22 protein-coding genes are annotated in these 22,100 nt (G+C 55.6%); 10 read left to right on the forward strand and 12 right to left on the reverse strand.

Annotated features, from left to right (window positions below; all coding sequences use genetic code 11):
- Positions 1–26: 26 nt before the first annotated feature.
- Entirely contained in the window at positions 27–1,490 is a 1,464-nt protein-coding gene (gene rsmF / locus ACQG1Y_RS13775) for a 16S rRNA (cytosine(1407)-C(5))-methyltransferase RsmF (RefSeq protein ID WP_023314333.1), read from the forward strand.
- A gap of 106 nt (positions 1,491–1,596) precedes the next feature.
- Complete coding sequence (locus ACQG1Y_RS13780) at positions 1,597–1,836, forward strand: YebV family protein (RefSeq protein WP_003859885.1); 240 nt, start codon at positions 1,597–1,599, stop codon at positions 1,834–1,836.
- Positions 1,837–1,870: 34 nt separating this feature from the next.
- Here ACQG1Y_RS13780 and pphA read toward each other — a convergent pair whose 3' ends face one another.
- Entirely contained in the window at positions 1,871–2,515 is a 645-nt protein-coding gene (gene pphA / locus ACQG1Y_RS13785) for a protein-serine/threonine phosphatase (RefSeq protein ID WP_033486807.1), read from the reverse strand.
- Positions 2,516–2,682: 167 nt separating this feature from the next.
- Between pphA and ACQG1Y_RS13790 the strand changes: the two genes are divergently transcribed.
- Positions 2,683–3,663, forward strand: coding sequence for a VirK/YbjX family protein (locus tag ACQG1Y_RS13790; RefSeq protein WP_045911188.1), 981 nt, complete (start codon positions 2,683–2,685; stop codon positions 3,661–3,663).
- Between the two features lie 45 nt (positions 3,664–3,708).
- Positions 3,709–3,906: a hypothetical protein gene (locus ACQG1Y_RS13795; RefSeq protein ID WP_017693250.1), complete on the forward strand. Its 198-nt coding sequence runs from the start codon at positions 3,709–3,711 to the stop codon at positions 3,904–3,906.
- Between the two features lie 125 nt (positions 3,907–4,031).
- On the opposite strand, the gene ACQG1Y_RS13800 is transcribed toward ACQG1Y_RS13795, so the two are convergent.
- The 3 genes from ACQG1Y_RS13800 to yobA are packed head-to-tail and all read right to left on the reverse strand — an operon-like array spanning position 4,032 to position 5,629.
- Entirely contained in the window at positions 4,032–4,370 is a 339-nt protein-coding gene (locus ACQG1Y_RS13800) for a YebY family protein (protein ID WP_003859787.1), read from the reverse strand.
- A gap of 16 nt (positions 4,371–4,386) precedes the next feature.
- Positions 4,387–5,256 carry a copper homeostasis membrane protein CopD gene (copD, locus tag ACQG1Y_RS13805; protein ID WP_141414732.1) on the reverse strand — a complete coding sequence of 290 codons (870 nt, stop codon included), beginning with the start codon at positions 5,254–5,256 and terminating at the stop codon, positions 4,387–4,389.
- 1 nt (position 5,257) lies between these two features.
- The gene (gene yobA / locus ACQG1Y_RS13810; RefSeq protein ID WP_017384342.1) at positions 5,258–5,629 is read right to left on the reverse strand and encodes a CopC domain-containing protein YobA; all 372 of its coding nucleotides are present in this window, start codon (positions 5,627–5,629) and stop codon (positions 5,258–5,260) included.
- A gap of 137 nt (positions 5,630–5,766) precedes the next feature.
- Here yobA and ACQG1Y_RS13815 point away from each other — a divergent pair, with 137 nt between their 5' ends.
- From ACQG1Y_RS13815 to exoX, 3 genes are all read left to right on the forward strand, one after another.
- Positions 5,767–5,997 carry a DNA polymerase III subunit theta gene (locus ACQG1Y_RS13815; protein WP_003859784.1) on the forward strand — a complete coding sequence of 77 codons (231 nt, stop codon included), beginning with the start codon at positions 5,767–5,769 and terminating at the stop codon, positions 5,995–5,997.
- A gap of 111 nt (positions 5,998–6,108) precedes the next feature.
- Positions 6,109–6,759, forward strand: a complete 651-nt coding sequence (locus ACQG1Y_RS13820; protein WP_047740861.1) for a carbon-nitrogen hydrolase family protein — start codon at positions 6,109–6,111, stop codon at positions 6,757–6,759.
- Positions 6,760–6,783: 24 nt separating this feature from the next.
- Positions 6,784–7,446, forward strand: a complete 663-nt coding sequence (gene exoX / locus ACQG1Y_RS13825) for an exodeoxyribonuclease X (RefSeq protein WP_039270549.1) — start codon at positions 6,784–6,786, stop codon at positions 7,444–7,446.
- Here the strand turns inward: exoX and ptrB are convergent.
- Both ptrB and ACQG1Y_RS13835 read right to left on the reverse strand, forming a co-directional pair.
- Positions 7,428–9,503, reverse strand: coding sequence for an oligopeptidase B (ptrB, locus tag ACQG1Y_RS13830; protein ID WP_017693247.1), 2,076 nt, complete (start codon positions 9,501–9,503; stop codon positions 7,428–7,430). The genes exoX and ptrB overlap by 19 nt on opposite strands.
- Positions 9,504–9,578: 75 nt before the next feature.
- Entirely contained in the window at positions 9,579–10,229 is a 651-nt protein-coding gene (locus ACQG1Y_RS13835) for a tellurite resistance TerB family protein (protein ID WP_015570286.1), read from the reverse strand.
- 171 nt (positions 10,230–10,400) lie between these two features.
- On the opposite strand from ACQG1Y_RS13835, the gene purT reads away from it, so the two are divergent.
- Positions 10,401–11,579, forward strand: coding sequence for a formate-dependent phosphoribosylglycinamide formyltransferase (gene purT / locus ACQG1Y_RS13840; RefSeq protein ID WP_047637107.1), 1,179 nt, complete (start codon positions 10,401–10,403; stop codon positions 11,577–11,579).
- A 74-nt stretch (positions 11,580–11,653) separates the two neighbouring features.
- Here purT and kdgA read toward each other — a convergent pair whose 3' ends face one another.
- From kdgA to zwf, 3 genes are all read right to left on the reverse strand, one after another.
- Positions 11,654–12,295 carry a bifunctional 4-hydroxy-2-oxoglutarate aldolase/2-dehydro-3-deoxy-phosphogluconate aldolase gene (gene kdgA, locus ACQG1Y_RS13845; RefSeq protein WP_003859774.1) on the reverse strand — a complete coding sequence of 214 codons (642 nt, stop codon included), beginning with the start codon at positions 12,293–12,295 and terminating at the stop codon, positions 11,654–11,656.
- 39 nt (positions 12,296–12,334) lie between these two features.
- Positions 12,335–14,146, reverse strand: a complete 1,812-nt coding sequence (edd, locus tag ACQG1Y_RS13850) for a phosphogluconate dehydratase (protein WP_368740605.1) — start codon at positions 14,144–14,146, stop codon at positions 12,335–12,337.
- A gap of 233 nt (positions 14,147–14,379) precedes the next feature.
- Entirely contained in the window at positions 14,380–15,855 is a 1,476-nt protein-coding gene (gene zwf / locus ACQG1Y_RS13855) for a glucose-6-phosphate dehydrogenase (protein ID WP_003859771.1), read from the reverse strand.
- Positions 15,856–16,211: 356 nt separating this feature from the next.
- Here zwf and ACQG1Y_RS13860 point away from each other — a divergent pair, with 356 nt between their 5' ends.
- On the forward strand, positions 16,212–17,081 hold the full coding sequence (locus tag ACQG1Y_RS13860) for a MurR/RpiR family transcriptional regulator (RefSeq protein WP_003859769.1): 870 nt from the start codon (positions 16,212–16,214) through the stop codon (positions 17,079–17,081).
- 114 nt (positions 17,082–17,195) lie between these two features.
- Positions 17,196–18,638, forward strand: a complete 1,443-nt coding sequence (pyk, locus tag ACQG1Y_RS13865) for a pyruvate kinase (RefSeq protein ID WP_003859767.1) — start codon at positions 17,196–17,198, stop codon at positions 18,636–18,638.
- Positions 18,639–18,681: 43 nt separating this feature from the next.
- Here the strand turns inward: pyk and lpxM are convergent, their stop codons facing one another.
- The 3 genes from lpxM to znuA form a co-directional block, all read right to left on the reverse strand.
- Complete coding sequence (gene lpxM / locus ACQG1Y_RS13870) at positions 18,682–19,653, reverse strand: lauroyl-Kdo(2)-lipid IV(A) myristoyltransferase (protein WP_015570283.1); 972 nt, start codon at positions 19,651–19,653, stop codon at positions 18,682–18,684.
- Positions 19,654–19,770: 117 nt separating this feature from the next.
- Positions 19,771–21,090, reverse strand: a complete 1,320-nt coding sequence (mepM, locus tag ACQG1Y_RS13875) for a murein DD-endopeptidase MepM (protein WP_003859762.1) — start codon at positions 21,088–21,090, stop codon at positions 19,771–19,773.
- Between the two features lie 15 nt (positions 21,091–21,105).
- A complete protein-coding gene (znuA, locus tag ACQG1Y_RS13880; protein WP_058707350.1) occupies positions 21,106–22,050 on the reverse strand; it encodes a zinc ABC transporter substrate-binding protein ZnuA in 945 nt (314 codons plus the stop codon).
- Positions 22,051–22,100: the final 50 nt, after the last annotated feature.

Consider the following 22,100-nt stretch of genomic DNA (forward strand, 5'->3'; position numbering starts at 1 on the left):
GCCTTTATGTTACACTGCGCACCTGAATGTTTCCCTGTGGTGTGCCCGTGGCTCAAAACTCCGTATTTCTTCCCGAACAATTCCTCGCACAGATGCGCGAGGCGCTTCCAGCTCATCTCTCTTTCGACGATTTCGTTGCCGCCTGCCAGCGCCCTTTGCGCCGGAGTATTCGCGTCAATACGCTGAAAATCAGCGTCGGGGCGTTTCTGGATCTCGTCTCCCCCTACGGCTGGCAATTAACGCCAGTGCCGTGGTGTGAAGAGGGTTTCTGGATCGAACGGGATGACGAGGAGAGCCTGCCGCTCGGCAGCACCGCCGAGCACCTGAGCGGGCTGTTTTATATTCAGGAAGCCAGCTCCATGCTGCCGGTTGCTGCGCTGTTTGCCGACGGGAACCAGCCTGAGCGGGTTATGGATGTCGCGGCGGCGCCGGGCTCTAAAACCACGCAGATTGCCGCCCGGATGAACAACCGCGGCGCGATCCTCGCCAACGAATTTTCCGCCAGCCGGGTTAAAGTCCTGCATGCCAATATCAGCCGCTGCGGGATCCACAACGTCGCGTTAACGCACTTCGATGGTCGCGTGTTTGGCGCTGCCCTGCCGGAAGCCTTTGATGCCATCCTGCTCGACGCGCCCTGCTCCGGCGAAGGCGTGGTGCGTAAAGATCCTGATGCGTTAAAAAACTGGTCCGTTGAAAGCAACCTGGAGATCGCCGCCACACAGCGCGAACTGATCGACAGCGCGTTTCATGCCCTGCGCCCAGGCGGGACGCTGGTTTACTCTACCTGCACGCTGAATCGCGATGAAAACGAGGACGTCTGCCTGTGGCTCAAGCAACGCTATGTGGATGCCGTCGAGTTTCTGCCGCTGGACACCCTCTTCGACTCGGCCAGTCATGCGGCCACGCCTGAAGGCTTCCTGCATGTCTTTCCGCAGATTTACGATTGCGAAGGCTTCTTTGTTGCCCGTCTGCGTAAAACCCGCGCCGTCGATCCCTTGCCTGCCCCTAAGTTTAAGGTCGGCAACTTCCCGTTCGCGCCGGTCAAAGGCCGTGAGGCGGCACAGGCGCAAGCGGCTGCGAGCAAAGTCGGCCTGCACTGGGATGAGAGCCTGCGCCTCTGGATGCGTGACAAAGAGCTGTGGCTGTTCCCGGTCAACATCGAACCGCTGATTGGTAAGGTGCGTTTCTCCCGCCTCGGTATTCGCCTGGCGGAGATCCACAACAAAGGCTATCGCTGGCAGCACGAAGCGGTCATTGCGCTGGCCGGCAGTGAGAACACCTTTGCCCTGACGCATCAGGAAGCGGAAGAGTGGTATCGCGGTCGTGACGTTTACCCGGAAGACGGCCCGTCACAGGATGAAGTCATCGTGACGTATCAGGGCTATCCGCTGGGGCTGGCGAAAAAAGTCGGCTCGCGGCTGAAAAACAGCTATCCGCGCGAACTGGTACGCGATGGCCGCCTGTTTACCGGTAACAACCGCAGCGCCTGAAAAAAAGCGCATTTTTTTACTGGCGATTTCGCTCTCCTTGTCTAGGATCAAAAATGGGTGACTGCACTGGTCATACCAGATTTTGGGCAACAAACCGGAGAGCATTATGACGAAAACCAGCGTACGCATTGGCGCTTTTGAAATCGACGACGCTGAATTGCGCGGCGAATCACAAGGCGAACGAACGTTAAGTATTCCCTGCAAATCCGATCCGGATTTGTGCATGCAGCTGGACGCCTGGGATGCAGATACCAGCGTCCCGGCAATCCTAGATGGGGAACATTCCGTTCTGTACCGTGAGCATTACGACAGTAAAACCGATGCCTGGGTCTTGCGTCTTGCCTGACCCAAAGAGAACCCGCCCGAAGGCGGGTTATTTATTACTGAAGCTGCGCCAGCGTCAGAAAGCCCCCGAATACTGCCCCCGTATCAATGTAGTGCAGATTGTTAAAATCGTAGCGTTTGTCCACAGGCGTATGTCCAAACCAGAAGTGATCCGCGCCGCTAATGCCCTGCCCTTTGCCCACCATAAAGCCCATTAACCGGTCGCGATCCCACAGCACGCGCTGGACATCCACCGGCTTATGCCAGCCATATTCAGCGGAGGGATAATCCGCATGAGCAATCACGTTCAGACCGTTTTTGCAGGTTATTTCAATAATGTGCGGTAAGTCCCGACACGCATCGAGTAAACCCTTCGCCTGTTTTTGTTGAGCGTCCTTAAGCCCGGTGAACCAGTTACCGCCATTTATCGACCAGAGACTAAAATCATTATTTTCAAGCGCATCTAACGCCATTTGCTCGTGATTACCGCGTACCGCATAAAACCAGTTTTCCTGCATCAGCTGTAAACATTTTACGCTGTCAGGCCCGCGATCGATAATATCCCCCACCGAGATCAGCAGATCCGTATCAGGATTAAAATGCCGTCGTTTCAGCTCATCCATAAGCCACTGATAGCAACCATGAATATCGCTGACAACCCAGACATGACGCCAGTGTTCTCCCTCTATTTTCTGATACATAACGCCTCCTGTAAGAAGTATAGCTGCCACAGAAAATGTCATGAGCTGGCGTTGGATTTTGCCAATCCAAACAAATCATAAACCAGCCGGAAATAAAGATCGCTGCGCTATTAATCCCTTATTCCCTGGCCTTTAAAATAGAGCGGAATAAAAAGAGGGATTTTCACGTGTCAAACATACACCTGCAAAACGATGTTTTTTATCCGCATCGCACAAATATTATTTCTGAACTGGTGAGAGGAAAACGCGTTCCCGGCCCAATCTGGCACAAACGTGATTACCGGTTAAAGTTCCTTCTACGCTCGCTTTTATTCTGGTCCTCCACCCATCGCATGCTGGAGGCCCTGTCCGGGCGCGATGATTTCGACAGGCTGCTCACCTCTCAAATTACCTTGCCGAGCAAAACTCACCGCCAGTATCTGATGCGCGGCCTGAACTCAAACGATCGGGCCGATGCTATCGTCAGCCACTATCAGTGGATTGATAGTCTGAAAAACATCGCCCTCGCCCACGCGCTGACCAGCCCGCAAGAGGTGCCGGTTGTCCGGTTCGAGGCAAAAAACGGCGAAATCTATACCGTCCACGCCTCGTCCGCAGGTAAGGCCGAACGCGAAGGCGAAAGCACGCTTTGGCTGCACGACAATGACAATACGCTGCTTGCCAGCCTGACGTTCTGTGTCGCACGCAGTAACGGCCGTACGGTGCTGGTGATCGGCGGCCTTCAGGGTCCACGTCGTCATGTTTCACGGGAGGTGATTAAGCAGGCTACCCGTGCCTGCCATGGGCTTTTCCCGAAACGCGTGCTGATGGAGGTGATCTTCCAGCTTGCCTCACGCTCGAACATTAGCGCGATTTTTGCCGTCAGCGATGAAGGCCATGTTTTCCGCGCGCTGCGCTACCGTCTGAGCAAAGGCCGTCATTTTCACGCCAGCTACGACGAGTTCTGGGAAGGCCTGAACGGAAAGAAACTCTCCCCCTTCTGCTGGCAGTTGCCGCTTCAGATGGAGCGTAAAGCACTGGATGAGATTGCCAGCAAAAAACGCGCCGAATACCGTCGCCGCTTTGCGTTACTTGATGATATTGCGGCTTCCGTACATGCGCGCATTGATCCCGCAGTCGTCTCAGGCAAAATACAAACAAAAATTTAACAAAACAGCCAAAAAGGACTGGACTTACGCCTGCCGGGTTGTGGTATGTTTGAAGCAGGCGCACAGGAAGTGAACCTTCTGCTGAGACGAAAACCGGATTTTATCGTTTATTTTCAAGCAGATAAAAAGAGACCGAATACGATTCCTGTATTCGGTCCAGGGAAATGGCTCTTGGGAGAGAGCCGTGCGCTAAAAGTTGGCATTAATGCAGGCTCAATCGCCTTGCCCTTTAAGAATAGATGACGACGTCAGGTTTTCCAGTCCACAGCAAAAGTGGTCTGAAAAAAAGCGTCAGAACATCACTAAATGTGAAAAACCGCAGAGCTTTTACAAGCACCTGCGGTTTTTTTTTACTGGAAACCTGACGGCTAGCAGAGCTTTTCAGCGCGCTCAATAAACGGTGCCAGACTCTTCTTCTGCCCGGGGTTTGCCGGGTCATCTACCTGGATCACGCTGACAGGCTGTCCGTTACTTTTCCCGCTGGCAACCTGCTGCTCCGCCACGTCATTTAACGGATACTGCACGAGCGTACTGGGATTGATGACATACAGCGCGTTACCGGGACGGCAGGTAAGCATGACTTCTTCACGATTAAATGCCCAGTTGTCCTTACCCACTTCAAACCGGCTGACAGTGATGACCTGCGGCGCGGCTAACGCACTGCTGGCACAGGTGAGAAGTAAAAGAGAAAGCAGTGTCTTTTTCATATGTTATTTAACCTTGTCAGAAGGGTTCCCAGGTCGCGAACAGGCTGACGGCCGCCAGTACCAGCGCGCCCAGCACCACCTCTGCCTGTGTCATCCTGATAAAAATCTGTTGTTCCCGCCCGGCCTCCGGGCGAAAGCGTGGCACAAGAAAATACCGATTCGCCAGCGCAATTGCCACCATCATCATGACCAGCGCACATTTGAACAACAACAGCTGGACATAAGGCGCCTGCCACGGCACGTTTATGCCAACAATAAAGAGCGTATTGATTATCCCGGTCAGCAGCACGCCTGCCACGGCGTAATGCCCCACGCGGGAGAAGCGCATCATGGTAAAGATAGCGGCTGGCTGCCAGCCGCCTTTCGCCAGACGCATACAAAACAGCAGCGGCAGTAAACCACCCACCCAGGTCGCGGCGCAGAGCAGGTGAAGCGCATGGTTGAGACGATGCAACGCTCCCGGTGCGCCACCGTTCATCGCGGCATGTCCCACGCCCGCCAGCAGCACCAGCTGCCCCATCGCGAGCAGTAACAGCCGTGAGCCTTTTTGCGGGGTAAGCCATGCAGCGCCCGCAGTCACAGCGGCCAGCACCATTTGCCACAACCAGACGCCGCCAAATTGCGTTCCCAGCACGCTGCGCCAGACCGCCGGACGAATGACATCGCCCCAGCCGTTGCCCATCAACCCACTTTGCAGGCCAAACATCAGCAGAGCCGCTATCAGGCTGATTAAGGCCGCGAGTTTCTGCTGCCGCTGGAAACGCCGGGTCATGAGGCGCTGCAACGAAGACGGCGCAAACCAGACGCTGTAAAGCGCGTTGCCGAAAAGCAGCATCAGCGCAGCAAAATGGATAAAGCGTAACGCGACGTAGCTCAGGGTCAGCATGCTATTTCACGCTAAAGTGATAGCTGCCTTTGGTTTTGTGGCCATCCACGGAGACCACATGCCAGTCCACCGTGTAGGTGCCGGACGTCAACGGTTTCTCAAGAGGAACAATCAGCTTTGCGTTATCCTTCTCGTCACGCTTCACCGCGCCGGTCTGGATCTTGTGCTGCTGCGCGTCCGTCACCACCACGCCGCTGAAGGCAGGCTCAATGCCTTCCGAGAAGTTCAGGGTAATGACCTCTGGTGCCACCGCAACGGTATTTTCCTGCGGGGATTGCTGCTTAAGATGCGCATGGGCCAGAACTGAGGGCGTGATGGCTGAAGAGAGCAGAAATGCCAGCGCGCACGCGACACGGGAAGGGGTAAAATGCATCACAATCATTCCTTTTCGTTATGCCTGAATGCTAAAGAATAACTCTGTATAATTAACGAGTCGAGGAACATCCTTTGCTCCCTTGTCATCGTTGAACAATCGCGGTAACGTTGCCGTCGCAGAAAAAGGAGAAGGAAATGAACGTTAATCTGGCCGCCCTTCCTCAGGACGAGATGGACAAAGTGAATGTCGATCTCGCCGCCGCGGGGGTCGCATTCAAAGAGCGTTACAACATGCCCGTCGTGGCTGAAGTGGTAGAGCGTGAACAACCCGCGCATCTGCGCGACTGGTTTCGCGAACGTCTCATTGCGCATCGCCTCGCCTCCGTCAATCTCTCGCGCCTGCCGTACGAACCTAAAGTTAAATAAGCTTAACGTCTCGTTACACTTCCTTACGCGTTATGTGGCAGGATAAGAAAACCCTGATAAATTTAGGTGTAATCTTAAAATCCCAGCGACTTAGTGTATAAGGAAGTCACGATGTCACGATGGAATATTGCCGCGGCTCAGTATGCCCCGCGGCACAACTGTGTTGATGAGCACGTAAAACATCACCTGCACTTTATTGCCGAGGCTGCCTGGCATGGGTGCGATTTGATCGTCTTTCCGGAGCTTTCGCTTACCGGCCCAGGCGGAACATCCTTACCCCCACCCCCTGACGATTTGCAGCTTGCCCCCCTCCTTCACGCCGCCCAGTCACGTTTCATCACGGTGATTGCTGGTATTACGCTCCAGCAACACAGCCAGCGCCAGAAAGGACTCGCGCTTTTCACCCCTAACCTGTCGACCATCCGGCGTTATCCGCAGGGCAACGGTGCAGGTGTTATTCCTGGCGATAAACGGTTAACCATCGTGGATAACCAGGCTGACGCCCCGGAACTGGACCCGGAGGCAACGCTGTTCACCAGCAGCCTGGCCGTGGGCGAGCATCGCTGGCGGCAATCCATCGGTTCGTTACAACGCTTCGCGCACAAGTACGCCATCGCGGTATTAATGGCGAACGCGCGCGGCGGTAGCGCGTTATGGGATGAAAAAGGTCAGCTGATCGTACGTGCGGATAAGGGAGAACTGCTGCTAACCGGTTCTTTAGGCCAACAGGGTTGGCAAGGCGATATCATTCCATTAGGCTAGGCATTTTTGGATCAGGAGCGATCAATGCTGCGCGTTATCGATACCGAAACCTGTGATTTGCAGGGTGGAATTGTGGAAGTCGCTTCTGTCGACGTGATTGATGGAAAGATAATCAACCCCATGAGCCATCTGGTGCGCCCGGATCGTCCCATCAGTGCGCAGGCGATGGCGATACATCGCATTACGGAATCGATGGTGGCGGATAAGCCGTGGATTGAAGAGATCATCCCTCTTTACCACGGTAGCCAGTGGTATGTGGCCCATAACGCCAGCTTTGACCGCCGCGTGCTGCCGGAGATGCCCGGCGAATGGATTTGCACTATGAAGCTGGCGCGCCGTCTGTGGCCGGGGATCAAATACAGCAATATGGCGCTGTATAAGTCGCGTAAACTCAGCGTGCGGACGCCGGAAGGGCTGCATCATCACCGCGCTCTTTACGACTGCTACATCACCGCAGCGCTCCTGATTGATATCATGAATACTTCCGGCTGGACGCCAGACGATATGGCGACCATCACCGGGCGCCCCGCGCTACTGACCACCTTTACGTTCGGAAAATATCGCGGGAAGCCAGTATCGGAAGTGGCGGACAAAGATCCGGGCTATCTGCGCTGGCTGTACAACAACCTCGACAGAATGAGCCCGGAACTGCGCCTGACGCTGAAGCATTATTTAGGCGAAGCCTGAGTCCCCGCCCGGCCTGGCAGCGTATCCTGCGCCAGGCCAATCAAAAAGGCGTACTCCAGCGCCACCCCTTCATAGGATTTAAATCGCCCTGATTTCCCTCCGTGCCCCGAGTCCATATCGGTACACAGCAGCAGCAAATTATCGTCAGTTTTCAGCTCACGCAACTTCGCCACCCATTTCGCGGGCTCCCAGTACTGTACCTGGGAATCGTGCAGGCCGGTGGTCACCAGCATATGCGGATAGGCTTTCGCCTCGACGTTATCGTACGGGCTGTACTCTTTCATGTAGCGATAATAGGTTTCATCCTGCGGATTCCCCCACTCCTCAAACTCCCCGGTGGTCAGTGGAATGGACTCATCCAGCATGGTCGTCACCACGTCCACAAACGGCACCTGGGCGATAACGCCTTTAAACAGTTCAGGCCGCTGGTTGATCACGGCGCCCATAAGCATGCCCCCGGCGCTGCCTCCCATGCCAAAGCAGAGCTGCGGATCGCCATAACCCTGCGCGATCAGCGCATCGCAAACATCAAGGTAGTCATTAAAGGTATTTTTCTTTTTGAGAAATTTTCCGTCTTCATACCAGTGCTGACCCAGCTCGCCGCCGCCGCGAATATGGGCAATCGCATAAACAAAACCGCGGTCGAGCAGGCTCAGCCTGCTGCTGCTGAAATCGGCGTCCATGCTGGAGCCATAGGAGCCATAGCCATAGACGAGGATGGGGTTTTTACCTTTGTTGAAGTGCGCCTTGTGATAGACGAGCGACACTGGGACTTCAACGCCGTCGCGTGCGGTCACCCACAGGTGCTCACTGCGATAATTTTCCGACTCAAAACCCCGGACCTCAGCCTGTTTAATCACCTGACGCTGCCCGGTGTCCATATCCAGTTCAAACAACGTATCCGGGGTGGTCATCGACGAATAGCCGTACCGCAGGCGGGACGATTCCGGTTCCGGGTTAAAGCCGATCCACGTTACGTAAGCCGGGTCATCGAACGCAATGCCCACCACTTCGCGGGTTTTGCGGTTGATTTGGCGGATACTGGTCAGTCCGCGCTGACGCTCTTCCACCACCAGCCAGTCGGTAAACAGGGTGAACCCCTCCAGCATCACCTGATCGCGCGCGGGAATTAACACTTCCCATTTGCGTTCATCGCGCACTTTGGTTTTATAAAGGCCAAAGTTTTTGCCCTCGCGGTTCGAACGCAGGTAAAAGCTGTGCTGGAAGTGATCCAGGCTGTACTCATGATCTTTACGGCGCGGCAGGAAGCACAGAGGCTGCGCATCCGGCAGCTCTGCATCCAGCAGCAGCACTTCTGAGGTGGTGGCGCTGGAGAGGAAAATGATCACGTAGTGGCGAGACGACGTTTTGTGCAGGCTGACATAGAACGTCTCATCTTTTTCCTCATACACCAGTTCATCGTCGGCGGAATCGGTCCCCACCGTATGACGCCAGACCTGATAAGGCAGCAGCGTTGAGACATGCTTTTTAACGTAGTAGACCGTTTCTGAATCGTTACCCCAGACGAAATCGGGGGAGACATTATCCAGCATTTCGGGATACCAGTTTCCCGTTTCAAGATTGCGGAAACGCAAACCGTACTGGCGGCGGGAGAGGTAATCCTCAGCCAGCGCCATAATGGCGTTATCGGGGGAAATGGACATGCCGCCCAGCGTATAAAACTCACTGTGGGCAGCACGTTTGTTTGCATCCAGCAGGATCTCCCATTCATCCCACTCGGCGCTCAGCACAGACTGGCGCTGGTAGATGGGATATTCGTTTCCCGGCTCATAAATATGGCGATAGCGATAACCGTTTTTGCACCACGGGGCAGAGACATCACGCTGGGGGATACGCTGCACCATTTCCTTCAGAAGTTGATCCTGAAGCGCCTGCTGGCTGGCCATGACCTGGCGGCCATAGTCGTTTTCCTCGTGCAGATAGTCCAGCACCTCTGGCCGGGAACGAGAATCGTCCCGCAGCCAGTAGTAGTTATCGATACGCGTATCGCCATGCGTGGTGATCGCATAAGGAGTACGTCGGGCTTTTGGAGGCATGGCATTCTTACTTTTTCGTTTTACATCCTATAAGGTTGGCAAAACACGCGTATGATGCAAGCGAAACATGGCCTTCTAGCCCACGAGGGTCTGCTTCTGCTGCTGAATATCCTGCTCAATTCCCTCACGAACGTCCTGTGGGATCTTCAGCGCATCGCCCAGGGCGTTCAGGTAGCTGCGCTCCATAAAGTGATCGATATCGATGGCGGCACAGCTCAGAAAATAGAGTTCCAGCGCCTCTTCTTCGTTTTTCACGCTTTGCGCCAGACGCTGCGGGTCAAGCGGCTGTTCGATGGCCTGCGCCACCAGCGCCCTGCCCTGCTCCTCAACGCCCGCTTCCCGCATCTGCTGTTCAATTGCGGCACGTTCACTGGCATCAATATGCCCGTCGCTCTTGGCCGCAAAGACCAGGGCGAGGATCAACCGCTCGGTGCGTAAATCTAACGGCGATACCTGCTTCCCGTACTGCGGTTCGTCCTGATGCGCGCTGCGCACCTTGTCTTTGTATTTGTTCCATAAGACGGAGCCTGCAATAGCCCCTCCGCCCGCCAGCAGCGCGCCGGTACCGTATTTGGTAAGCAGTTTCCGCGATGATTTATTGGCAACCAGCAAACCGGCCAGCCCGCCGAGCGCACCCGGCACCAGCAGCTTGCTCAGACCCTGCTCGCCCGACGACGAGCCTTTTTGTCCCAACAGGGATTGCAGTTGATTCATCCAGCCTGACATATTTTTCCTCACGTAACAGTGCGTAACCTTCACAGCCTAAGCGAGCGGGTGTCAGGAAATGTCTGTCAGTGCTAAAGAAGCGCAAATTTCCCCCCTGTCCGGTTATCCCCATACAAGACAGACGCAAACGTTTTCGTTTATACTGCCCGCATCTTTTTCAGGGGGATTTTTATGACTCGTTTAGGAACCGCGCTGCGTCCCGCCGCGACGCGCGTCATGCTGTTGGGATCGGGTGAACTGGGTAAAGAAGTGGCCATTGAATGCCAGCGTTTGGGTGTGGAAGTGATTGCGGTGGACCGTTACGCGAATGCGCCCGCCATGCACGTCGCGCATCGCTCGCACGTCATCGATATGCTTGACGGTAATGCGCTGCGGGGGTTAATTGCCGACGAAAAACCGGATTTCGTAGTACCTGAAATTGAGGCCATTGCCACTGAGATGCTGGTTGCCCTTGAACAGGAAGGCCAGCGCGTGGTGCCCTGCGCCACTGCGGCAAAACTGACCATGAACCGGGAAGGCATTCGTCGCCTGGCGGCAGAAGAATTACAGCTCCCGACCTCCAGCTACCGTTTTGCCGGAGATAAAGCTGCGTTTCTCCAGGCCGTAGAGGAGATTGGCTACCCGTGCATCATTAAGCCGGTAATGAGCTCCTCCGGCAAAGGGCAGAGCTTTATCCGCGACAGCAGCACGCTGGACAACGCCTGGGACTATGCCCAGCAGGGTGGCCGTGCCGGGGCCGGGCGCGTCATCGTGGAAGGCGTGGTGAAGTTTGATTTTGAAATTACCCTGCTCACCGTCAGCGCCGTGGATGGCGTTTATTTCTGCGACCCGATTGGTCATCGCCAGGAAGACGGCGATTATCGCGAATCCTGGCAGCCGCAGCAGATGAGCGCGCTGGCGCTGGCACGCGCACAGGAGATCGCCCGCAAGACGGTGCTGGCGCTGGGCGGCTACGGCCTGTTCGGCGTGGAGTTGTTTGTTTGCGGCGACGAGGTGATCTTCAGCGAAGTCTCCCCTCGTCCGCACGATACCGGGATGGTTACGCTGATTTCACAGGATCTCTCCGAGTTCGCGCTGCACGTACGCGCTTTCCTCGGCCTGCCGGTTGGCGGCATCCGTCAGTACGGCCCGGCAGCCTCGGCGGTGATCCTGCCGCAGCTGACCAGCCAGAATGTCACCTTTGATAACGTCGAAGGTGCGGTTGGCGCAGGCTTGCAGGTCCGGCTGTTCGGCAAACCGGAGATCGACGGAAGCCGTCGTCTGGGCGTGGCATTAGCGACCGGGGAAAATGTGGACGAAGCCGTCGCGAGAGCAAAAAGAGCGGCTGCGAACGTCAGCGTAGCAGGATAAAAAAACGGGCCGAAAGGCCCGTTTTAACTGTCTGGCTGGCCGGGTTAGGCGCAGCCGACACCCGGCAAACAAACTTACTGTTTCGCGCCTTCTACCGCTTCGCGAGCCAGTTTAGTGATGCGATCCCAGTCGCCTGCTTCCAGCGCATCCGCCGGAACCAGCCAGGAGCCGCCGATGCACAGCACGCTTTTCAGCGCCAGATAGTCACGGTAGTTGGCCGGAGAGATGCCGCCCGTTGGGCAGAAACGCACCTGGGAGAATGGGCCCGCAATGGCCTGCAACGCTTTGGTGCCGCCGTTCGCTTCAGCCGGGAAGAATTTGAACTCTTTCAGGCCGTAGTCCATGCCCAGCATCAGTTCAGAAACGGTGCTGATACCCGGGATCAGCGGAATAGAACCTTCGGTTGCGGCTTTCAGCAGCGGCTCAGTCAGCCCCGGGCTGATGGCAAACTGTGCGCCCGCTTCGGTCACTTCCGCCAGTTGCTGCGCATTCAGAACCGTACCGGCACCAATGATCGCTTCCGGCACTTCTTTGGCGATAGCGCGGATCGCATCCATCGCACAGGCGGTACGCAGGGTCACTTCCAGAACGCGAACGCCACCCGCAACCAGTGCCTTCGCCATTGGGACAGCGTGCTCCAGTTTGTTTACCACAATAACCGGCACGACAGGGCCAGTGGTCAGGATTGCTTCTGCACTTGTTTTCCAGTTTTTCATCAGAGTTTTCTCTCGCCAGATCGTTAAAATCAAGTCGTCTTAAAACATAATACAGGTTGCGCCCTGCTCCGCACCGGAGAGTTTCTCACGCAACGCACCAAACATTTCGCGTCCGGTACCCACGCGCGATGCGCTCAGGTCAGGAATATGTGGCTGACGCGCCGCCAGCTCTGCTTCATCCACCAGCAGGGTTAACTCGCCTGTCTGACCGTTAACGCGGATCATGTCACCATCACGCACTTTCGCCAGCAAGCCGCCGTCGTAGGCTTCCGGGGTGACATGAATCGCTGAAGGCACTTTACCGGATGCCCCTGAAAGGCGTCCATCGGTTACCAGTGCGATTTTGAAACGGCGGTCCAATAATACACCAAGCGGCGGCATAAGTTTATGTAATTCTGGCATCCCGTTCGCTTTTGGTCCCTGATGACGCACCACGACCACACAGTCTTTATCAAGCAGACCCGCGTCAAAGGCAGGTAAAACGTCGTGCTGGCTTTCAAACACCACCGCCGGGGCTTCGATAACCTGATTCTCTTCCGGCACGGCAGAGGTTTTCATCACGGCACGTCCAAGGTTACCGCTCAGCACTTTGGTGCCGCCGTGAGGAGAGAACGGCTGTTCGAAGGTTGCGATAACCTGAGGATCGAGCGAGTCGCCCGCCCCTTCGCGCCAGTCCAGCTCACCGTTGTTCAGCCAGGGTTCAAGGGTATAGCGATGCAGGCCAAAGCCCGCCACCGTGTTGACATCCTCATGCAGCAGGCCGCCTTTCAGCAGCTCGCGCATCAGCACCGGCACGCCGCCCGCGGCCTGGAAGTGGTTGATGTCCGCCGGACCGTTCGGGTACAGACGCGCCATCAGCGGTACCACGGAGGAGATATCGGAGAAGTCATCCCAGTTGATCAGAATGCCCGCCGCGCGCGCCATCGCGACAAGGTGCATGGTATGGTTGGTTGAACCGCCGGTCGCCAGCAGGGCGACAATCCCGTTTACGATGACTTTTTCATCCACCATTTTGCCCATTGGCATCCACTTGTTGCCGTTACCGGTCAGGCGCGTCACCTGACGGGCTGCGGCTTCGGTCAGCGCTTTACGCAGTGGCGCATCCGGCTGGATGAACGACGAGCCCGGCAGCTGCATACCCATAAACTCCACCACCATCTGGTTGGTGTTGGCCGTACCGTAGAACGTACAGGTGCCCGGCGCATGATAGGACGCGGCTTCCGCTTCCAGCAGTGCCTGACGGTCCGCTTTTCCTTCGGCATACAGCTGGCGGATACGGACTTTTTCCTTGTTTGGCAGACCGCTAGCCATCGGGCCTGACGGCACAAAAATCGCTGGCAGATGGCCAAACGACAGCGCGGCCATCACCAGCCCCGGGACGATTTTGTCGCACACGCCCAGATAGAGCGCGCCATCAAACATGTTGTGAGAGAGGCCCACTGCCGCCGACATGGCGATCACTTCGCGGCTCAGCAAGGACAGCTCCATACCGTCCTGGCCCTGGGTTACGCCATCACACATGGCCGGCACGCCGCCTGCAACCTGGCCCACCGCGTTCACGCTGTGCAGCGCATTGCGGATGATAGCCGGGTAGGCCTCATACGGCTGGTGGGCTGAAAGCATGTCGTTATAGGAGGTAATGATGGCGATATTGTTACGCAACATGCTTTTCAGCGCGTCTTTATCACCAGGCTGGCAGGCCGCAAAGCCGTGGGCCAGATTCCCGCAGGCCAGCTGAGAGCGATGGACAGTTTCACTCTTCGCCTGTTCGATGCGGGCAAGGTAGGCAGCACGGGTCTCTTTCGAGCGTTCAACGATGCGTTGTGTTACGCGTAACAATGTCGGATTCATAAAAGCTCCTCTAATTTATCTGTCCAGGCTCGGGAGTTTACACAGTTTCTGACGGTTGTTAACAACGCTGAAACGCCTGATATCCGGAGCACAGGGGCAAAATGTCTGAAGGGAGTGTAATAAAAAAAGCTCCGCGGGTGAATCCACGCGGAGCTTAAAAGATAAAAATTATGCCACTTGCTGTGTTAGATCATGTTACCGGTAAAATAACACCTTTGGGCTAGAGAAGGTGGTTATTCAAACTCGTTCCAGGAGCGGCCATCACGGGTGATCATCGCAACGGAGGCGACAGGTCCCCAGGTTCCCGCCTGATACGGTTTTGGCGCGTCCTGATCGGCTGCCCACGCTTCAGTGATGGAGTCGACCCACTTCCACGCCTCTTCCACTTCATCGCGGCGGACGAACAGCGCCTGGATACCACGCATGGTTTCCAGCAGCAGACGCTCGTAAGCATCGGCGAGATGCGTCTGGTTGAAGGTTTCAGAGTAGCTCAGGTCCAGCTTGGTAGTTTGCAGGTTGTGTTTGTGATCAAGGCCTGGCACTTTGTTGAGGATCTGAATATCCACACCCTCGTCCGGTTGCAGACGGATGGTCAGTTTGTTCTGCGGCAGTTCCTGCCAGGATTCTTTGAACAGGTTCAGTTCCGGATTCTTGAAGTAGACCACCACTTCGGAGCATTTTGCCGGCAGACGTTTACCGGTACGCAGGTAGAACGGCACACCGGCCCAGCGCCAGTCGTCGATATCCACGCGGATCGCCACAAACGTCTCGGTGTTGCTGGACTTGTTCGCGCCCTCTTCTTCCAGATAGCCAGGAACTTTTTTCCCCTGGGCAAAACCTGCGGTGTACTGGCCGCGCACGGTTTTCTCGCGCACGTTGGAGCGGTCAATACGGCGCAGTGATTTCAGAACTTTCACTTTGGCGTCACGAATGCTGTCGGCCGTCAGATCTGACGGTGGAGACATGGCAATCATGCACAGAATTTGCAGCAGGTGGTTCTGGATCATGTCCCGCATCTGGCCGGCCTGGTCGAAGTAGCCCCAACGGCCTTCGATGCCCACCTCTTCCGCCACGGTAATTTCCACGTGGTCGATAGTGCGGTTGTCCCAGTTGTTCACAAACAGGGAGTTGGCAAAACGCAGCGCCAGCAGGTTCAGTACCGTCTCTTTGCCCAGATAGTGGTCAATACGGTAAACCTGACACTCCTCAAAGAACTCGCCCACCTGGTCGTTGATTTCACGCGAGGTCGCCAGCGACGTACCCAGCGGTTTCTCCATCACCACGCGCGCCGGTTTGGCGTTCAGCTTCGCCTCGCCCAGACCTTTGCAGATGGCGCCGAAGGTGCTTGGCGGCATGGCGAAATAGTTAATTGTGACACGATTTTCCTGGTCAAGCATTTCACCCAGACGGGTAAAGGCGCCTACATCGTTGACGTCCAGGTTGCAGAAATCGAGACGCCCGCTCAGCTTATCCCAAAGGCTTTCATCGATTTTCTCTTTCATGAACGTTTCGAGCGCCTCGCGCACGACTTTGGTATAAGCCTCCTTATCCCAGTCTGCGCGTCCTACCCCAAGGATTCGGGTGTCGGGATGGATCTGGCCCGCTTTTTCGAGCTGATACAGGGAAGGCAGCAATTTTCGGCGTGCAAGATCGCCTTTCGCGCCGAAAATGACCAGGTCACATGCCTGGGCTGTTTGCGTTACCGCCATGTCATTCTCCTCAGTTAGATCGCCTGGTACTCTGCCAGGTATCGTTGTAATTTTATTACAATGCACTGTACTGCTTTTACGCGTTTCCTGAAACCATTAGCGCTTAACGTCGCGTGCGATACGGTAATTTTTCGTCACCCGGGCCATAACGCCCGTCTGATGACGCAACAAACGTCGATTCTTTGCGCAACAGGGTCAGAGCAAAACCCGACGTCGATCAAGTAATGAAAAAAAACAACAACATTTCTTGTCGACGATTACCCTTTCGGGAGTCCCGGGGGTAATATCGGCTAAATCGAATCAAGATTTCATCTCTTTATGAAATCGTTTATGCCCTCATGAGCGTCTTGTTAACAATGAACATGCTGGAAAAAATCCAGTTTCAACTGGAACACCTTAGCAAATCCGAGCGCAAAGTGGCTGAAGTTATTCTCGCCGCGCCCGCTCAGGCGATTCATTCAAGCATCGCCGCTCTGGCACAGGAATCGGGCGTCAGCGAACCGACGGTCAATCGATTCTGTCGTAGTCTGGACACGCGCGGCTTTCCTGATTTTAAACTGCATCTGGCCCAAAGTCTGGCAAACGGCACCCCGTATGTTAATCGCAATGTAGATGAAGACGACAGCGTTGATGCTTACACCGCAAAAATATTTGAATCGGCTATGGCCACGCTCGACCACGTTCGCCAGTCTCTGGACATGAGTTCAGTGAATCGCGCGGTCGATCTTCTCACGCAGGCCAAACGGATTGCCTTCTTTGGCCTTGGCTCGTCCGCCGCCGTGGCGCATGACGCCATGAATAAGTTCTTTCGCTTTAACGTGCCGGTGATTTACTCCGATGACATTGTGCTGCAACGCATGAGCTGTATGAATTGTAGTGAAGATGATGTCGTGGTACTCATCTCCCATACGGGCCGCACCAAGAGCCAGGTGGAGCTGGCGCAGCTCGCGCGTGACAACGATGCGATGGTCATCGCCCTGACGACGGCAGGTACGCCGCTGGCCAGGGAAGCGACGCTCGCTATTACCCTGGACGTACCGGAGGACACCGACATGTACATGCCGATGGTCTCCCGCCTGGCGCAGTTGACGGTCATCGACGTGCTGGCGACCGGTTTTACCTTACGCCGGGGCGCAAAATTCCGGGATAACTTGAAGCGGGTCAAGGAAGCCCTGAAAGAATCGCGTTTTGATAAAGAATTGCTTATAAAGAGCGATGTTCCCTAATAACTACGATGTACGATTTACGGCATTCGGTCCCCTCGCTACTGCCTTGCGATAGATGAAGGCCGATTCTATGTTCACGCAACACCAAAGTTGTTTCAGTCAACGGAGTATTACATGTCCAGAAGGCTTCGCAGAACCAAGATCGTCACCACCTTAGGCCCGGCCACCGACCGCGATAATAACCTCGAAAAGATTATCGCCGCGGGTGCCAACGTGGTGCGCATGAACTTCTCTCACGGTACGCCAGAAGACCATAAATTACGTGCCGACAAAGTGCGTGAAATCGCAGCTAAACTGGGCCGCCATGTTGCTATCCTCGGTGACCTGCAAGGTCCAAAAATCCGCGTATCGACCTTTAAAGAAGGCAAAGTCTTCCTCAACATCGGCGATAAATTCCTGCTGGATGCCAACCTGAGCAAAGGCGAAGGCGATAAGGAAAAAGTGGGTATCGACTACAAAGGTCTGCCTGCTGACGTTGTGCCTGGCGACATCCTGCTGCTGGACGACGGACGCGTACAGCTGAAAGTGCTGGAAGTTCAGGGTATGAAGGTATTCACCGAAGTGACCGTCGGCGGCCCGCTCTCCAACAACAAAGGCATCAACAAACTCGGCGGTGGCCTGTCTGCCGAAGCGCTGACCGATAAAGACAAAGCGGATATCGTGACCGCAGCGCAGATCGGCGTGGATTACCTGGCTGTCTCCTTCCCGCGCTGCGGCGAAGATCTGAACTATGCTCGCCGCCTGGCGCGCGATGCAGGCTGCGATGCGAAAATCGTTGCGAAAGTGGAACGCGCTGAAGCGGTCTGCGATCAGGACGCGATGGACGACGTGATCCTGGCGTCTGACGTGGTGATGGTTGCCCGTGGTGACCTGGGCGTGGAAATTGGCGACCCTGAACTGGTCGGTATCCAGAAAGCGCTGATCCGTCGCGCGCGTCAGCTGAACCGCGCGGTGATCACCGCCACCCAGATGATGGAATCCATGATCACCAACCCAATGCCAACCCGTGCGGAAGTCATGGACGTGGCGAACGCCGTGCTGGATGGTACCGATGCGGTGATGCTGTCAGCGGAAACCGCGGCAGGTCAGTATCCGGCAGAAACCGTGGCCGCCATGGCGCGCGTGTGCCTGGGTGCAGAGAAGATCCCAAGCATTAACGTCTCTAAACACCGCCTGGACATTCAGTTCGACAACGTGGAAGAAGCGATTGCGATGTCTGCGATGTACGCAGCCAACCACCTGAAAGGGGTCACGGCGATCATCACCATGACCGAATCTGGCCGTACCGCGCTAATGACGTCCCGTATCAGCTCCGGTCTGCCGATCTTCGCCATGTCCCGTCACGAGCGTACGCTGAACCTGACGGCGCTGTATCGCGGCGTGACGCCAGTATACTTCGACAGCACCAACGACGGCGTGGCCGCCGCGCACGATGCCGTGAACCTGCTGCGCGACAAAGGTTATCTGGTATCCGGTGATATCGTTATCGTGACGCAGGGTGACGTGATGAGCACCATCGGCTCAACCAATACCACCCGCGTACTGACCGTAGAGTAAGCTCCGATCCCCTCTCCCCTAAGGGGAGAGGGGTGAAGGTTTCCTATTTCTTCGGGAAAAGCTCTTTACGCTTGTACGGCTCTGTTTCACCAGGTTTACGCGTTTTGAGCAACTTCAGGATCCACGTATATTGCTCCTTATGCGGCCCCACCAGCACCTCCACCTCTTCATTCATGCGACGTGCGATGGTGTGATCGTCTGCGGTCAGCAGATCGTCCATCGGCGGACGTACCTCAATGCTCAGGCGATGCGTTTTACCGTCATAAACCGGGAACAGTGGGATCACGCGGGCGCGGCAGACTTTCATCAGGCGACCAATCGCGGGTAGCGTGGCTTTATAGGTTGCGAAGAAATCGACAAACTCGCTGTGTTCCGGGCCGTGGTCCTGATCGGGCAGATAGTAGCCCCAGTAACCCTGACGTACCGACTGAATGAAAGGCTTAATGCCATCGTTTCGGGCGTGCAAACGCCCGCCAAAGCGACGGCGCACGGTATTCCAGACGAAGTCGTAGATTTTGTTTCCCTGATTATGGAACATCGCCGCCATTTTCTGGCCCTGCGACGCCATTAACATCGCCGGAATGTCTACCCCCCAGCCGTGCGGCACCAGGAAAATCACCTTTTCATCATTGCGACGCATCTCGTCGATGATCTCCAGCCCTTTCCAGTCAACGCGTTCGACGATCTTCTCCGGCCCTTTCAGCGCCAGTTCCGCCATCATCGCCATGGCCTGGGGCGCGGTGGTATACATGTCATCAATGATTGCTTCGCGTTCGGCGTCGCTTTTATCCGGAAAACAGTACAACAGATTTATTTGCGCGCGGCGGCGTGCGCTTTTACCTAAGCGCCCTGCCAGGCGCCCCACTTTGCCGAGCACCGGATCGCGGAGGGAAGCAGGTAGCAACGCCATGCCAGCAAACGCGTATACGCCAAGCCAGGCGCCCCAGTTACGCGGGTGGCGGAAAGATTTTTCAAACTCGGGAATGTACTCAATATTGTTTTTTTTGGTTTCCATGCGGGTTCCAGGGTCTGGTGACGCAAAAATATATTCGGATAGTGTAGCGAGGCTGCCGCCCGCGCACAAAAGAAAAAGCCGGCGCATACTGACGCCGGCTTTTTAAATCAGGAGAGCTTAGTCGAAGCGCAGCTGCGGCATCACCTCTTTCACCTGCGCCAGGTAATCTTTGCGATCTTTGCCGGTCAGCCCTTCGGTGCGCGGCAGTTTTGCCGTCAGCGGGTTAACCGCCTGCTGGTTGATCCACACTTCGTAGTGCAGGTGCGGACCCGTCGACCGGCCGGTGTTACCGGACAACGCGATGCGATCGCCACGTTTCACTTTCTGGCCCGGTTTGACCAGCAGTTTACGCAGGTGCATGTAGCGGGTGGTGTACGTACGACCGTGACGAATAGCAACGTAGTAGCCAGCAGCACCGCTGCGTTTCGCCATGACCACTTCACCATCCCCTACCGCCAGCACTGGCGTGCCCTGCGGCATGGCGAAGTCAACGCCACGGTGCGGCGCTACGCGGCCAGTTACCGGGTTCAGACGACGCGGGTTAAAGTTGGAGGAGACGCGGAACTGTTTCGCCGTTGGGAAACGCAGGAAGCCTTTTGCCAGACCCGTACCGCTGCGGTCATAGAACTTACCGTCTTCCGCGCGAATAGCGTAGTAGTCTTTGCCGTCTGAACGCAGACGAACGCCCACCAGCTGGCTCTGCTCGCGCTTACCGTCCAGCATTTCGCGGGACATCAGGACAGAGAACTGATCGCCTTTTTTCAGTTTGCGGAAATCCATCTGCCACTGCATGGCTTTGATCACCGAGCTGATTTCAGCGCTGGTCAGGCCGGCATCGCGTGCGCTGGAAACAAAGCTGCCGCCGACGGTTCCTTTCATGACGCTGTTAACCCAGTCGCCCTGCTGCAATTCGCTGGTCATTTTGAAACCGTTTGCAGTGCGATCGTAGGTGCGGGTTTCGCGACGGGACATCTCCCAGGTCAGACGTTGCAGATCGCCGTCGGGCGTTAGGGTCCAGGAAAGCTGCTGGCCAATTTTCAGGTTACGCAGCTCTTTATCGGATGCGGCGAGCTGGCTGATGTTGCCCATGTCGATACCGTACTGGTTCAGGACGCTGCTCAGCGTATCGCCAGTAGAAACAACATATTCATGAATGCCGGCTTCATTCTGGATCTTGTCATCCAGCTCATCCTGGGGAATCGCTTCATCTTCCTGAGCGGCCTGATCGATAGGCTCGCTGGCCTCAGGAAGCAGAGAGCGGATCTCGCTCTTCTCCAGTTCGATGGTTTTAATGATTGGGGCGGAACTCGGGTGGTAAACATAGGGCCGCCAGACGGCGACCGCTAATGTGAGAACTGTAAGCGACCCCAGCATAACGCGGTGGGGTCGAGGCAGATTGTTAAATGCCAGGGCGACAGAGCGGGCTATCTGTTGCACGTATTCACTTCCTCGTTAATCTCCTTTCAGGCAGCTCGCATACTGATTCGCCAGTTGGCTGAGGAACTGCGAATAGCTCGCTTTGCTCAACTGGATGTTCGTACCTAGCGGGTCAAGGGTTCCCATGCGCACGGATGTTCCCCTGGCCACGGCTTCTACGACCGCTGGCCTGAACTGTGGCTCAGCAAAAACGCATGTCGCTTTTTGCTCAACCAACTGTGTTCTGATTTCATGTAAACGCTGCGCACCAGGCTGAATTTCAGGGTTGACGGTAAAATGCCCCAGCGGGGTCAGACCGTAATGTTTCTCGTAATACCCGTAGGCATCATGAAAAACGAAGTACCCTTTTCCTTTAAGCGGTGCGAGCTCGTTACCCACCTGTTTGTCGGTTGCAGCTAATTGAGCCTCAAAATCCTTCAGGTTGGCGTCGAGTTTGATTCGACTTTGCGGCATAAGTTCCACTAATTTGTCGTGGATTGCAACCGCTGTAAGCCGCGCTATCTCTGGGGAGAGCCAGAGATGCATGTTGTATTCGCCGTGATGGTGATGGTCGTCACCTTTTTCACCGTGAGCATGGTCGTGGTCGTGGTCGTCACCCTCGTCCTCAGCTCCTTTCATGAGTAACGGTTTCACGCCGGACAGCCCGGCAATCGTCACCTGTTTCTCAGCGGGAAGCTGACTGGCTGACTTCTGCATGAACGCTTCCATCTCAGGACCAATCCAGACCACTAAGTCCGCGTTCTGTAAGCGTTTTACATCAGATGGACGCAGGGAATAATCATGCTCGGAAGCACCATCAGGCAGCAGAACCTGGGTCTCAGTGACCCCATCCGCGATGGCAGAGGCGATAAATCCAAGCGGTTTAAGCGAAGCGACAACGGCGGCGTTAACATCTTGTGCTGTTGTACCCCAAAGAGCAGCGGATAAAGCTGCGAAAAGAAGCGTATTTTTCTGTAACATAATGCGACTAATCATCGTAATGAATGCGTGGAATGTGATATTATAACATT

The organism is Enterobacter cloacae complex sp. 397G4, from assembly GCF_050031515.1.
GTDB classification, from domain to species: domain Bacteria; phylum Pseudomonadota; class Gammaproteobacteria; order Enterobacterales; family Enterobacteriaceae; genus Enterobacter; species Enterobacter hormaechei_C.